Genomic DNA, 13218 nt, shown 5'->3' on the forward strand with positions numbered 1-13218 from the left:
CACGGCGCGTGCCCGAGCATTCGCCAGGTCAATCGAACAACAGCGACCGCCCCTCGGCCGACGGCAGGACACACTCGACCCGATGTCCACAACCCGGCACTACCAGCATCCGGCGCTGTAACTTCAGCACTGCCCGCTCATAGGCCAGGAAACCCAGGCCCCGCTGCAACCTGAAGGGGCCCTGGAGCATCGCAGCACAGGATTTGTCCAGCACCGGATAGAACGCGCCCTGCCCTGCACTGTTGTCCAGGCCGCCTTCCAGGTAATCCACCCGCGCTGCGGCATAGCGCGCCCTGGCCTGCCCGGTATCGGCGGGCAGCCAGGCGGGCAAGGCATCGGTACCATATTTCCAGGCGTTGTATCCGGCACACGCCTGTGCCGGCAGTTCCATGACAAACCCGCTGCCCTGCGCCACTGGCCGCACCGGATCGAAGTACAGCCAGCTCCCCGGGTCGGCGATCACGTAGCGCAATCCGACCCCGACCGGGGGCTCGGCAGCAAAGGCCACGCTGTGCTGCAGCATCTGTGCCCCGGCCGAGAACCCGGCCAGGGTGACGTTGCGCAAGCCGGGATATTGCCGGACCAACTCGATGACCAGGGCATCCAGCGCAGCGAAGGCGCTGATCGGATGCGCTCCCAGCGATGGCTCTCCGGCCAGCCAGCTGCCACAGGTCCAGCGTGCGTCTCCGGGCTGCGCCGCAGGCTCGCCCGGCGAACTGCAATGGCGCGCATCCTCCACCTGGTACAAGGGCGCCACCACCAGGGTGTCCGCCAGCCGCCCGGCCATCCGTGCCGCCTGCAGACCGGCGGCGAAACTGCGGCTGGCGTCCCGCGGATGCCCATGGAGCACCACCAGCGCCGCCTGGACGCTGCGCTCACCGACGGGTCGCGAAGCATAGTAATGCAGCGCCCCTGCCTCATCGGGCAGGTCGAATCTGCGCAAGTCAGCGGCGCCCGCCACATGGGCAACTGTCAACAGGACAGCGAACAGGTAAACACAACGCTTCATGCGCAATCTCTTATTGTCATTCAGTGATGATCTACACGATGAGATTAATTTAATAATTCCCGTCGCGTACAACTTTGCCCTGGCCTGATTAACTTTATTTCACCCGCTTTGCCCTTCTGTTTAATTGCCAACTTCGATGTGCCCGGAGATCATGGCACAGCCTTGCCATCGAGCTGCAAGGCCTATACCGCAAGGCATACAGCCCGGGTCCGCGCGCATGAACATCCGCGCGGACAGCGACCGCGTGCCGCCTGAAAATGTATAGACACCGACAACCCAGGTTAATCCAGAAGTTCCGGCATGAGGCCTTGAAACATGGGTAACCCACTCTTTGCAGGACACCTGAGACCATGCAAGCCGCTCCTATCGCTATCGAAGAACGCATTCTCCTGACCGGCGCCACCGGTTTTCTCGGCGGTGCGGTGACCGCGCAACTGCTCGCCGAAGGCCATGGCGCCAACCTGTCGTTCCTGGTGCGTGCCGACACCCGCGGCCAAGGCCTTGAACGCCTGCGCGACAATCTGCGCCAGCATGGTGTCGGCGAATGTGCCCTGCAGTTCCTGCACGCCGAGCAAATCATCTGCGGCGACTTTCTCGACACCGCCTGGCTGCCCCGGGAAACCCCGCGCCTGATGCAGATCGAGCGGGTCATCAATTGCGCTGCGGTAGCCTCCTTCTCGAAGAACCCGAGCATCTGGCCGGTCAATGTCGAAGGCACCTTCGCCTTTGCCGACGTGATGAGCCGCTCCAAGCGCCTCAAGCGCTTCCTGCATGTCGGTACGGCCATGTGCTGCGGCCCGCAACAGGCTTCGCCCATCAGCGAATCGTGGAGTTTTCCCGACGGCGCCGAGCAATTGGTGGACTACACCGCCTCCAAGGCCGAGATCGAAAGGCGCATGAGCGTGGATCTGCCAGGCCTGCCATTGGTAGTGGCACGCCCATCCATCGTGGTTGGTCATCGCACCCTCGGCTGCCAGGCATCGGGCAGCATCTTCTGGGTGTTCCGCATGGGCTTCGCCCTCGAGAGCTTTACCTGCGGGCTGGACGAGCAGATCGACGTGATTCCGGTGGACTACTGCGCCGAGGCCCTGATCGGCCTGGCCCTGAAGCCACGACTGCGGCATAACCTCTACCACGTTTCCGCCGGTCATCATGCCGCCTGCAGCTTCGCCGAGATCGACGAAGCCTTTGCCTCGGCCAATGGCGCCAGCCCCGTGGGCGCGCGCTATCGCAAGATCGGCGTGGACGACCTCAAGGAACTGGCCGGCGACTTCGCCGCCCGCATCGGTCCGGCCAACCCGCGCCTGGTCCTGCGCGCGCTGCGCTTGTACAGCGGCTTCGCCGACCTCAACTACCTGTTCGACAACAGCCGCCTGCTCGAAGAAGGCATCGCCCTGCCCCCGCGGTTCACCGACTACCTGGATGTCTGCGTGCGCTCCTCCAGCGGGGTCAGCATTGCCACGCAGATGCAGTGGGATTTCAAATAGTTAGCCTTTCGGCTGATTCGTGCGGCTGGCGGATGAATTCCGTCGGCCGCTGCTGTACCCTCACCCGCGAATTCCGCCAGATACCCGCCAATCTTGAAGACCCCAGCACTGACACCCCGTGAGGCCTACCAGATTCTCCGCGACATTGCCCAGGGCATCCGCCCCATGCGGCGAATCGGCGAACAGGGCTGGAGCGAAGTCCGCAATGGACTGCTGACGGTGGAAGTGGATGGCTGGGTCTTCACCCTTTACAACGATGGCGATGCCCTGGGGCATTGCGAGCGCTGCTACAACCCTGAAGGCGCCGCCTATATCTTCGATGCCGGACATCCCTACGGGACCAACCCCGTGGAGTTCATGAGCCAGTGGGAACGGCAGCGGGTCGAGGGGATGCTGCAGGTTCTGTAGGGTTCTGCCGCCACACATCGCCGGCTCCTGCAGGACAAAACATAATTCTTTGATTTGCACGTACCTTGTGGGAGCGGGTTCACCCGCGATTACGATGGTGAATTCACTAACGTAATCGCGGGTGAACCCGCTCCCACAAGGTACGCGTCGTGCTTTGAAGCTGTTCTTTGTGCGACAGCGCAGCCCTTATCGAGTGCACCATGGGCAACCGAAAACCTTGGTTACAACTCTTTTTTGACATCTCCTTCACCCGCCCCGGACACGCCGTTGCCTAAATTGCCGTCATTCCCGTAGTGCTTGTCCCGGAGTGACAGTCATGCTGCAAGGCGTTTTCGATAATCCCGCTCTTCCCTCCCGTCCCAAGCGACGTCTCCCGATTTCGAAAAAACTGCTGGTCCCGGGCCTGTGCGCCCTTCTGCTTCTGGCCGCGTCAGCCACGTGGCTTTTCTCGAGGACACATGTCATGAGCCTGGGTAGTGAGCAGCAGATGCTCGATAGCGGGGTTTATGCCGAATGGGCCAAGGGCAAGGTGATCGTGCTGATCCGTCATGCCGAACGCTGCGACCGTTCCGACAACCCCTGCCTGAGCGACCCCACCGGCATCACCGTAGAAGGCAGCCAGGCTGCGATCGAAGTGGGCAACGGCTTGCAACGCCTTGGCCTGGGCGACGCCGAAGTGCTGAGCAGCCCCGAGTACCGCACCCGGCAGACGGCTCACTTCATCTTCGGCAAGGAGGTCGCCAGTCGTGACTGGATCGGTGAATGCGATCGCGATTTCACCCATGCGGCCCTGCAAGGCAAACGGCCCGGCGTCAACCTGGTACTGGTCACCCACAGTGGCTGCATCGACCACGTCGAGCGCCAGCTCAAGGTGCCCGGTGGCGAGCGCTCCAGCGAATACGCCAGCGCCCTGTTCGTGTCGATGAACAATGACGGCAAGGCGCGGATTCTCGGCCAGATGAATGCCAACGAATGGCGCAAAGTCGTCGCCAGCGCGGGGAAATAAGCATGCGGACTGCTTCGCGAAAGGACTTCTACCTGGTCAACCTGGGCGTGCCGCTGCTGCTGGCGGCCGCGACCTTCCTGCTGTTCGACCTGACCCGCCTGGATCGCCTGATCAACGACCTGTTCTATGACCCGGCCACCCAGCAGTACATCCTGCAGCACAGCCAACTGTTCGAAAAACTCACCCACAAGTGGCCGCGGATCCTTCCGGACTGGACCGGCGAGGCGGCTATCGTGGGCATGTTGCTGTCTTTCTCATGGCCCCTGCTGGCCAGGCATCAACGAGCAGTCAGCCTGCTGGACAAGGCGCGGATCGCTCCACTGCTGCGGTTTACCGCACAGCACCGGCGCGACCTGCTGTACGTGGTTACGGCCTTCGCCCTGAGCACCACGCTTATCCATTACCTGAAAAGCCATACGGGCGTGTATTGCCCGGTGGAAACCACCCTGTATGGCGGCGATCAACCGCACCTGGAGTGGTTCAGCAACTTTTCGCTGTTCGACAAGGCCGGCCCCGGCCGCTGCTGGCCGGGCGGCCATGCCTCCAGCGGTTTCACGCTGCTGGCGCTGTACTTCGTCGCCCTGCGCCACCGCTGGCCCCATGCGCGCAAGCTGCTGGTGGCGATCCTGCTGATCGGCACGCTCTACGGCACCACCCGGGTACTGCAGGGCTGGCACTATATGTCGCATACCTTCTGGGCGGGGATCGTGGTCTGGCTGGCGAGCTGGGCGAGCGCACTGCTGTTCTACGGGAGGCTGGCATTGCAAGGCCAGCAGGGTTTAAACCCGCGCCCGCTGGCGGTAAGCTCTGGGGCTCTAGTACAAGCTTTCCAGGGCAGTGACCATGACCAGGCCGCTTTTACTCCTGCTGGCCGCCACGGCCTTCAGCCAGATCGCACAGGCCCAGCAGATCCAGCGCCAGCTGGGTGATTTCGACTTCCGCCTGGGAACCACCAGTTCCCGCAGCATGGCCCAGGGGCTGATATCGCCCGGTCCCCTGGGCGCCTTCCATGGCGGGCTGGACGTCAGCCACGCCAGCGGCTGGTACTTCGGCCAGTACGCGCCGAGCATGGGCCTCTCGGAAAACACCACCTTGCGCCTGGACAGCTACCTGGGCACCCGGCAGCGCTTCAACGACAGCCTTGGCTACGAGGTGGGGCTGATCCACTACAGCCTGCCCAACGTCTCCGGCAACGACAGCTACGCGCTGTATGGCGGCCTGTCGATCTTCGGCAGTCGCCTCGGTGGCGCGCTGCGCAACAACCCCGACAACCGCACCGGCACCCTGTTCGCCGATCTCGGCCGGGTGCCGCTGCTGGATGCCGGAATCACCCTTAAGCTCGCCCATCATCAGTTGGGCACACCCTTCACCATCGGCGATGGCAGCCAGGTGCAGAGTTTCAGCGACTGGTCGCTGCAGCTTTCAAGGCCCTGGCTGGGCATGGACCTTGACCTGATCTATAGCAATTCGGACCTCAGCGGTGGTGGCTGCGAGGCCTACTCGGGCATCAACACCTATTGCGACAGCACCATCACCTTCAAGGCACAGCGCAGTTTCTTCTGAATCAGCCGTCCAGGGTGTCGTAGGACACCACCCGGTCCCGCCCGCCCTGCTTGGCCTGGTACATGGCCTGGTCGGCCTGGCGCAACAGATGCTGGTAATCCGGGTGTCCACTGTAGGTCGCCACGCCAATGCTCACGGTGAGCCGGTGCTTGCGGCCCTCGGTCAGGTTGAAGGTTTCCGCGCCGATCTTGTGCCGCAGCTTTTCCGCGACCTTGAGCGCGTTGGCATTGTTGATGTCGACCAGGATCATCAGGAATTCCTCGCCGCCCATGCGGAACACGTAGTCCCCGGCGCGGCTGTGGCTGCTGAGGATCTCCGCAGCCTGCTGCAGGACCAGGTCGCCGGCGTCGTGGCCGAAGCGATCATTGATCGACTTGAAGTGATCGATATCCACCGACAGCACCGAAAAACGCTGGCCGGTCTTTTGCGCGATGGCGATCTCGTTGCCGATCACCACCGGGAGGAACTTGCGGTTGAGCATGCGGGTGAGCACGTCGCGGCCGCTTTCCAGCTCGTTGGCACTGTTGAACAGGCTATCGAGGTTGAACATCAGGCTCTTGGTCCGGTCACGGATCTCCCGCAGCAGGCTCATGCGCGCCGCTTCGTCGCCCGCGGCAGCGAGGAAACGCGGAAGCAGCTCGTCGTCCACATGACGGATGATCGCCAGGATCTGCTCGCTTTCCCGGGTGTTCTGGAACGCATAGGCGCCCTTATGGCGGAACCACAGGCCGAAATCCGCGGCGGCCAGGCGCGGCAGATTGGCCCCGCTGGCCCCCATCGCCAAGTCGAACATCAGGCTGTTTTCCCAATCGAGCAAGGCGCCGCGCTGGCGCTCGCGCTCGGTGGTGATGTTCTGCAATACCGAGAACAGCCGGTAGCCTTCCTCGTTGCGCGAGTTGCGGTCATGGGAGCGGCTGTAGGCGTGGCTCATGATTTCCATGGCCAGGTCCATGGTCTCGCTGGCCAGGCGCAGGATTTGCGCATGCTCCTGCGCGACCCAGCCTTGCTCGGCAATCAGTTGGTACAGCTGCTTTTTCAGATAGCGCGCACCGCCGAGCACCAGGTGCAGCGGCACGTCGATTCGTGCATGCACCTCGCCCACCTGCTTCTGCAAAGCCACCAGCGGCAGGAAGTCATCACCGGCGCGGGCCGAATAGACCTTCACCAACCAGGCCTGCATCGAGCTGCCCAGGCGGCTCTTGACGTCTTCATGGGAGAGGATCAGCGAGGCGTTGGGGTCGGCCAGCATCTGTTCGTAGAAACGTGCGGCGAGGGTGACCTTGTGGGTCTCGACCAGCCCTTTCAAGGCGTGTGTCAGCGCGTCGGGGAACTGCGCGACCATGGAATGCCATTCCCTGGCTTGTACTTCTGGAGAAACGCTTGGCATGTCTGGCCTATTTTCAGTTCAGCAGAAAGCGTGACGCCCCTTCGGACCTGAAGGGGCGTTCAATCGCTGGCGGGCGTCATGTGCTCGCCAGGCGCGCATTCTATTGCACGTTGAACGTGAAAGTCTTGGCAGTCAGCGCTCCCCGTGCAGGCAGCAACGCCGTGGGCGCGCCCCGGCTTCGGCGCGTTTTTCCTCGGCCACCGCTTCGCGCCACCAGCGCTTGCCGGCCTGCGGCGCGCGAAGGTCGAAGCGCTCGCCCATGCCCGGCGTCGCAACGCTGACGCCCTGCTGCGCCGCGTGTTCCAGCACGGTTTCGAAAGGCTCGTACCAGGCGTGCATGGCGAGGTCGAAGGTGCCGTTATGGATCGGCAGCAGCCAGCGACCGCCCAGGTCGACATGGGCCTGTACCGTCTGCCGAGGGTGCATGTGCACGTAGGGCCAGTGTTCGTTCCAGGCGCCGGTTTCCATCAGGGTCAGGTCGAAGGGGCCGAAACGTCGGCCGATCTCGCCGAAGCCGTCGAAGTAGCCAGTGTCGCCGCTGAAAAACACCTTGAACCCGGGCGCTTCGATCACCCAGGAGCACCACAGGGTGCGGTTGCCATCACGCAGGCCGCGACCGGAAAAATGCTGCGCCGGCGTGGCGGTCAGGTGCAGGCCGCCGGCGTCGATGCCTTGCCACCAGTCGAACTGGCGCACCTTGTGCGCCGGCACGCCCCAGGCCAGCAGGCGGTCGCCGACGCCCAACGGCGTGACGAACACCTCCACCTTGGGTGCAAGGACCTTGATGGTGACGCGGTCGAGATGGTCGTAGTGATCGTGGGAGAGGATCACCCCACGGATCGGCGGCAGCTCGGCAAGGCTGATCGGCGGTTCGTGAAAGCGCTTGGGTCCGGCGAAGGCGAACGGCGAAGCCCGCCGGGAAAACACCGGATCGGTCAGCCACCAGTGGCCTTCGAGCCTGAACAGCAGGGTCGAATGTCCCAGGCGGTACAGGCTGCCGTCGGCGGCCTGCTCCAGATCCTGGCGGGTCAGGCGCTGCACGGGCAATGCCACCCGCGGCACGGTGAAGCGCGGTTTGTTGAACAGCAGGTTCCACAGCACCCTGGCGTCCGGCGCCGGCGCGTCGGCCGGACGTGGCGTCAGGTTGTGAAAGCGTCCCTGCCGGGCCTGGGGCGAATGGGCATGCTCGGGTTTCACGGGCGGAATCCTCCGGGGCGAGGTTTCCAATCTACTCGGGATGCCCGGGGATTCAAGTGAAGGAAGATTAACCGGCGGGGATCGGGCAATGAGCTTGGAGGAATATGCAAGCAGGAAGCTCCGTGGGGACCCTACTGGCCTCATCGCCGGCAACGCCGGCTCCCACAAGGTTCTGTGGTGTTCCCCCCTGTGGGAGCCGGCGTTGCCGGCGATGAGGCCAGTAGGGTCCCTGATGATTCTCTTCCCATTGCACCTCGCGTAAAGTTTTCCTACATCCTCATGGCCAACGCCCTGCTTAATGGACAAATACGCCCCCCGCCAGTGGCTCCCCCACGAAAAACCTGCATTGCCCGGCTCCCCGTCGACGCCGTTGCATGCCCCGGCCAAGCGCATGGCCTTTGCTGCGGTGGGCCTGCTGGTGGCGATCACCGGCGGCCTGGGCAACGCGCTGGTCACCGCCAACCTGCCGTTTCTCCAGGGCGCATTGGGCGCGACCAGTGCCGAGATGGCCTGGCTGCCCGCTGCGTTCGTCATGACCAACGTGTCGATGAACCTGCTGCTGGTCAAGTTCCGCCAGGAATTCGGCCTGCGCGCCTTTACCGAAGTGTTCCTGGTGCTCTATGCCCTGGTCACCTTCGCCCATCTGTTCGTCAACGACCTCAACTCGGCCATCGCCGTGCGCGCCGCTCATGGCATGGTCGGCGCGGCCCTCAGCTCGCTGGGCCTGTACTACATGATCCAGGCGTTCCCGGCGCAGTGGCGCCTGAAGGCCATGGTGCTCGGGCTTGGCGCCTCGCAACTGGCCGTACCGCTGGCCCGGGTGTTTTCCGAAGACCTGCTGCAGATCGCCGAATGGCGCGGCCTGTACCTGTTCGAACTGGGGCTGGCCCTGGCCGCACTGGGTTGCGTGCTGATGCTCAAGCTCCCTCCCGGCGACCGCTTCAAGACCTTCGAGCCCCTGGACTTCCTGACCTTTTCGCTGATGGCCAGCGGCACCGCGCTGCTCTGCGCAGTACTCTCCCTCGGCCGCATCGACTGGTGGCTGGACGCGCCCTGGATCGGCGTGGCCCTGGCCTCGTCCATCGCCCTGGTATGCAGCGGCCTCGCCATCGAGCACAACCGCAGCAACCCGCTGCTGATGACCCGCTGGCTGGGCAGCGGCGCCATCGTGCGCCTGGCCCTGTGCGTGGTGCTGATCCGCATGGTGACCTCGGAGCAGTCCACCGGGGCGGTGGGCTTCCTGCAAGCGCTGAACATGGGCAGCGAGCAGATGCGCCAGTTGTACTGGATCATGCTGCTCGGCGCTGCGACGGGGCTGGCTACCAGCGCCTTGACCATCACCCCGCAGCACCTGGTGCTGCCGCTGTTCGTCTCCCTGGCGGCGATGGCAGCCGGTGCCTTCATGGACAGCTCGTCGAGCAACCTGACCCGCCCGGCACAGATGTACTTCAGCCAGTTCCTGCTGGCCTTCGGCAGCACCTTCTTCCTCGGCCCGAGCATGGCCCTGGGCATCGGCCATGTACGCGCCAACCCGCGCAACCTGGTGAGCTTTTCGGTGATGTTCGGTATCTGCAACAACCTCGGCGGCCTGCTCGGCGCGGCGCTGCTCGGTACCTTCCAGACATTGCGGGAGAAATTCCACTCCAGTCACCTGGTGGAAAACCTCGGTTACCTGGAACCCCTGGTCAACGCCAGGATCCAGAGTGGTGGCGCCGGCTATGCGGGCGTGATTGCCGATCCGGCCCTGCGCAACGAGGCCGGCATGCGCCTGCTGGCCAGCGCGGCAACCCGCGAGGCCAATATCCTGGCCTATAACGATGTATTCATGCTGATCGGCACGATCGCCGTGCTGACCATGATCTGGATCTTCATCCGCAGCCTGCGCTTGCGCTATCTCGCACGCCAGGCCGCGGTCCCCACCCCCTCAAGCGACGCACCGAGCCGATGACCCAGGAAACGCCCTCGACCACTACCACCGCCATCGCCGAAACCCCGGAAGGCCTCGCTCCGCCCAGCGAACCGGGCAGCCCGCAGCGCTCGCGCAGGGTACGCCTGCTCTCGACCTTGAGTTTCGCCGCCGTGGCCGTCGTCGGGATTCTCGTCGTGCTGTATGCCTGGCGCCTGCCACCCTTCGGCAGCACCATCGAGAGCACGGAAAACGCCTTGGTGCGAGGCCAGGTGACCATCATCGGTCCACAACTGGCGGGGTACGTCGTCGAAGTACCGGTGCACGACTTCCAGTTCGTCAAGGCTGGCGAGCTGCTGGTACGTCTCGACGACCGCATCTACACCCAGCGCCTGGCCCAGGCCAGGGCCCAGTTGCAACAGCAGCAGGCGGCACTGGCCAACAACCTGCAGCAACGCAACAGCGCCGAAGCAGTGATCGCCCAGCGCCAGGCGGCCATCGACGACGCTGCGGCCCAGGCCTCACGCAACCAGGCCGACCTGCGCCGCAACGAAGAACTGGCCCGCGACGGCTCGGTGTCGCGCCGCGAGCTGGACCTCAGCCGCGCCAGCCATGCCGCCGCCGTCGCCAGCCTGGCCCAGGCCCGGGCCGCCCTGGAAATCGCCCGCCAGGACCGCGAGACGGTGATCGTCAACCGCGCGGCCCTGGAAGCAGCCGTGGAAAACGCCAAGGCTGCGCTGGAACTGGCGCGCATCGACCTGGACAACACCCGGGTCACCGCGCCCCGCGATGGGCAGCTCGGGCAGATCGGCACGCGCCTCGGCGCCTACGTCAACTCCGGCGCACAGTTGATGGCGCTGGTGCCGGAGGTCAAATGGGTCATCGCCAACCTCAAGGAAACCCAGATGGCCAATGTGCGCATCGGCCAGCCGGCAAGCTTCACCGTCGATGCCCTGAACCATCTCAAGCTGCACGGCCATGTGCAGCAGATCGCCCCGGCCACCGGCTCGGAGTTCGCCCTGCTGCAGGCCGACAATGCGACCGGCAACTTCGTCAAGATCGCCCAGCGTATTCCGGTGCGGATCACCGTGGATGAGGATCAGCCGGAAGCACAACATCTGCGTCCGGGGATGTCGGTGGTGGTGAGTATCGATACGCGCCGGCATTCTGATCCCTGATCTGCGGCGCCTGTGCTGGCTCATCGCCGGCAACGCCGGCTCTCACAAGTTTCGGCGGTGTACGCCATACCTGTGGGAGCTGGCGTTGCCAGCGATGAGGCCGATCCTGCCTAGCGCCGAAACTCCACAGTCCGCTTGGCCCGCTCGTCCACCACCAGCGAAAACACATCCGGTCGAGAGTAATGCCCGACCACATCGAAGTCATAACGTGCCCGCACCAGTTCCTCCAGGTCGATCTGCGCCGTCAGCAAGCCTTCTTCCCCGCGCAAAGGCCCCGCCAGCACGTCGCCAAGCGGCCCGACGATCACGCTGTTGCCCTGGATCAGCGGGCGATCAGCGTCCCAATGCGGCACCTCGATACCCAAGGTATTCGGCGACGGCTGGACCTGACAGGCGCTGACCAGGAACAGGCGGCCTTCGTGGGCAATGTGACGCATCGACGCCTGCCAGACATCGCGCTCGTCCACCGTCGGTGCGCACCAGACCTGCACGCCCTTGGCGTACATCGCCGTGCGCAGCAGCGGCATATGGTTTTCCCAGCAGATCGCCGCGCCAACCTTGCCCACCGGCGTGTCCAGCACCGGCAGGGTCGAACCGTCGCCCTGGCCCCAGATCAGGCGCTCGGTACCGGTCGGCATCAGCTTGCGATGCTTGCTGACCAGGCCGCCCTCCGGGGAGAAGAACAGCGCAGTGCAGAACAGCGTGTTGCCGGATCGCTCGATCACACCGATCACCAGGTGCGCACCGGTGCGCTGGGCCAGGCCGGCCAGCTCGTCGGTTTCGGCGCCGGGAACGTCGATGGCGTTTTCGTAGTAGCGCTGGAAAGCCTCGCGACCTTCGGGCAGGCGATAGCCCAGGTAGGTGCCGAAGATCTCGCCTTTCGGATAGCCGCCCAGCAGCGCCTCCGGCATGACCACGAGGCCGGCGCCGGACGCCTTGATGCGCTCCTCGTAGGCCAGGATCGCCTCCAGGGTGGCGGTCTTGCCCTCGGGGCGCGAGCCGATCTGCAAAGCGGCAACGATGGAAGTTGGCATGGGTCTGTCTCGCTTGTGGTGGGTAGATTGAGGCATAGTCACCAGCACCGCGTTATCAATCAATTCAGTCCACACACCATCTGATATGAAGCAAATCGATATCTGCTCGCTGGACCTCAACCTGCTGAAGGTCTTCGAAGCCCTGTACGAGGAAGGCGGCGCAGGCCGGGCAGCGATTCGCCTGGGCATCACCCAGTCGGCCGTGAGTGCCGCCCTCGCCCGCCTGCGCCTGGTGTATGGCGATCACCTGTTCGAGCGCACCGGACGCGGGTTGCGGCCCACTGCGAAAAGCGAGGAACTGCGTCCGATCATCGGCGCAGCGCTGGAGAAATGCCGGCAGAGCCTGTTGCTGGTCAGCGGTGCCGGGGCCGCCTTCCATGGCCGTACCGTGGCCCTGGGGCTATCGGACGACCATGAACTGGCCATCGGCCGGGCCCTGATCGACCTGGCGAAGCAGCGGGCGCCTGGCCTGCGCCTGCTGTTCAAGCAAACCCACAGCATGCTCGCCGCGGATGCGTTGATGGGGCGGCAGATCGACCTGGCGCTGACCGCCGGGGCCATCGCTTCACGGGTACTGGGACGTCAGGTGCTGGGCAGCGGTGGATACAGCTGTCTCAGTGCACTGCCGGGTGAGCTGGGGCTGGAGGACTTTCTTCGGCGCGGGCATGTGCTGGTGTCGTCCGGCGGCTATGTCGGGGTGGTGGACGAGGCGCTGGCGGCACTTGGGCAGAACCGGCGAGTCGAGGCGTCGACCACGCATTTCGCGGCATTGCCGGCCTTGTTGCACGGCAGCGATTGCATTGCCACGCTGCCAACCCACGCGGCGCTGGCCCTGGCGCGGTTGTCCGGGTTGATCTGCCTGCCCTGCCCGATCGATTTACCGCGTTACTCCGTGGAACTGGGCTGGCGGGCGGACAGTGCGCGGGATCCGGTGATCCAGGTGGTAATAGAGATGATCAGGGATCTGATGAGCGCCGCGGCCCCTGTGGGAGCGGGTTTACCCGCGATTACGTCAGTGGACTCACTACCGTAATCGCGGGTAA

At 64.4% G+C, this 13218-nt stretch carries 12 protein-coding genes; 8 read left to right on the forward strand and 4 right to left on the reverse strand.

What is annotated here, in order from left to right; translation table 11 throughout:
* Window positions 1-28: 28 nt before the first annotated feature.
* On the reverse strand, window positions 29-1009 hold the full coding sequence (locus ACKLLE_RS01440; RefSeq protein WP_420056524.1) for an alpha/beta hydrolase family protein: 981 nt from the start codon (window positions 1007-1009) through the stop codon (window positions 29-31).
* A 350-nt stretch (window positions 1010-1359) separates the two neighbouring features.
* Between ACKLLE_RS01440 and cprA the strand changes: the two genes are divergently transcribed.
* From cprA to ACKLLE_RS01465, 5 genes are all read left to right on the forward strand, one after another.
* Window positions 1360-2496 (forward strand): cationic peptide resistance protein CprA, encoded by a 1137-nt coding sequence (gene cprA / locus ACKLLE_RS01445; RefSeq protein WP_420056525.1) that lies wholly within the window; start codon window positions 1360-1362, stop codon window positions 2494-2496.
* Window positions 2497-2589: 93 nt separating this feature from the next.
* A complete protein-coding gene (locus tag ACKLLE_RS01450) occupies window positions 2590-2904 on the forward strand; it encodes a DUF7693 family protein (protein WP_420056526.1) in 315 nt (104 codons plus the stop codon).
* A gap of 316 nt (window positions 2905-3220) precedes the next feature.
* Window positions 3221-3910 (forward strand): lipopolysaccharide core heptose(II)-phosphate phosphatase PmrG, encoded by a 690-nt coding sequence (pmrG, locus tag ACKLLE_RS01455; protein WP_420056527.1) that lies wholly within the window; start codon window positions 3221-3223, stop codon window positions 3908-3910.
* Between the two features lie 2 nt (window positions 3911-3912).
* Window positions 3913-4839: a phosphatase PAP2 family protein gene (locus ACKLLE_RS01460; protein WP_420056528.1), complete on the forward strand. Its 927-nt coding sequence runs from the start codon at window positions 3913-3915 to the stop codon at window positions 4837-4839.
* The gene (locus ACKLLE_RS01465; RefSeq protein ID WP_009398475.1) at window positions 4754-5473 is read left to right on the forward strand and encodes a TorF family putative porin; all 720 of its coding nucleotides are present in this window, start codon (window positions 4754-4756) and stop codon (window positions 5471-5473) included. The genes ACKLLE_RS01460 and ACKLLE_RS01465 overlap by 86 nt, the downstream gene beginning before the upstream one ends.
* 1 nt (window position 5474) lies before the next feature.
* On the opposite strand, the gene ACKLLE_RS01470 is transcribed toward ACKLLE_RS01465, so the two are convergent.
* Both ACKLLE_RS01470 and ACKLLE_RS01475 read right to left on the reverse strand, forming a co-directional pair.
* Window positions 5475-6815, reverse strand: coding sequence for a diguanylate cyclase (locus ACKLLE_RS01470; protein ID WP_420056529.1), 1341 nt, complete (start codon window positions 6813-6815; stop codon window positions 5475-5477).
* 177 nt (window positions 6816-6992) lie between these two features.
* Complete coding sequence (locus ACKLLE_RS01475) at window positions 6993-8057, reverse strand: MBL fold metallo-hydrolase (protein WP_420056530.1); 1065 nt, start codon at window positions 8055-8057, stop codon at window positions 6993-6995.
* A gap of 298 nt (window positions 8058-8355) precedes the next feature.
* Between ACKLLE_RS01475 and ACKLLE_RS01480 the strand changes: the two genes are divergently transcribed.
* Window positions 8356-10005 carry an MFS transporter gene (locus ACKLLE_RS01480; protein WP_420056531.1) on the forward strand — a complete coding sequence of 550 codons (1650 nt, stop codon included), beginning with the start codon at window positions 8356-8358 and terminating at the stop codon, window positions 10003-10005.
* Window positions 10002-11141 (forward strand): HlyD family secretion protein, encoded by a 1140-nt coding sequence (locus ACKLLE_RS01485; protein WP_420056532.1) that lies wholly within the window; start codon window positions 10002-10004, stop codon window positions 11139-11141. The genes ACKLLE_RS01480 and ACKLLE_RS01485 overlap by 4 nt, the downstream gene beginning before the upstream one ends.
* Before the next feature lie 110 nt (window positions 11142-11251).
* Here ACKLLE_RS01485 and ACKLLE_RS01490 read toward each other — a convergent pair whose 3' ends face one another.
* Entirely contained in the window at window positions 11252-12175 is a 924-nt protein-coding gene (locus tag ACKLLE_RS01490) for a carbon-nitrogen hydrolase family protein (RefSeq protein ID WP_420056533.1), read from the reverse strand.
* An 85-nt stretch (window positions 12176-12260) separates the two neighbouring features.
* Between ACKLLE_RS01490 and ACKLLE_RS01495 the strand changes: the two genes are divergently transcribed.
* Window positions 12261-13208, forward strand: coding sequence for a LysR family transcriptional regulator (locus ACKLLE_RS01495; RefSeq protein ID WP_420056534.1), 948 nt, complete (start codon window positions 12261-12263; stop codon window positions 13206-13208).
* Window positions 13209-13218: the final 10 nt, after the last annotated feature.

The sequence above is a fragment of the Pseudomonas bharatica genome, from assembly GCF_048586865.1.
Lineage (GTDB): Bacteria > Pseudomonadota > Gammaproteobacteria > Pseudomonadales > Pseudomonadaceae > Aquipseudomonas > Aquipseudomonas bharatica.

Bases quoted from the DNA above. Each gene is read 5' to 3' on its own strand.
- ACKLLE_RS01440 (WP_420056524.1), bottom strand. From the start codon at position 1,009: ATGAAGCGTTGTGTTTACCTGTTCGCTGTCCTGTTGACAGTTGCCCAT.
- ACKLLE_RS01480 (WP_420056531.1), top strand. From the start codon at position 8,356: ATGGACAAATACGCCCCCCGCCAGTGGCTCCCCCACGAAAAACCTGCA.
- ACKLLE_RS01460 (WP_420056528.1), top strand. From the start codon at position 3,913: ATGCGGACTGCTTCGCGAAAGGACTTCTACCTGGTCAACCTGGGCGTG.
- ACKLLE_RS01470 (WP_420056529.1), bottom strand. From the start codon at position 6,815: ATGGTCGCGCAGTTCCCCGACGCGCTGACACACGCCTTGAAAGGGCTG.
- ACKLLE_RS01465 (WP_009398475.1), top strand. From the start codon at position 4,754: ATGACCAGGCCGCTTTTACTCCTGCTGGCCGCCACGGCCTTCAGCCAG.
- ACKLLE_RS01485 (WP_420056532.1), top strand. From the start codon at position 10,002: ATGACCCAGGAAACGCCCTCGACCACTACCACCGCCATCGCCGAAACC.
- pmrG (WP_420056527.1), top strand. From the start codon at position 3,221: ATGCTGCAAGGCGTTTTCGATAATCCCGCTCTTCCCTCCCGTCCCAAG.
- ACKLLE_RS01495 (WP_420056534.1), top strand. From the start codon at position 12,261: ATGAAGCAAATCGATATCTGCTCGCTGGACCTCAACCTGCTGAAGGTC.
- ACKLLE_RS01490 (WP_420056533.1), bottom strand. From the start codon at position 12,175: ATGCCAACTTCCATCGTTGCCGCTTTGCAGATCGGCTCGCGCCCCGAG.
- cprA (WP_420056525.1), top strand. From the start codon at position 1,360: ATGCAAGCCGCTCCTATCGCTATCGAAGAACGCATTCTCCTGACCGGC.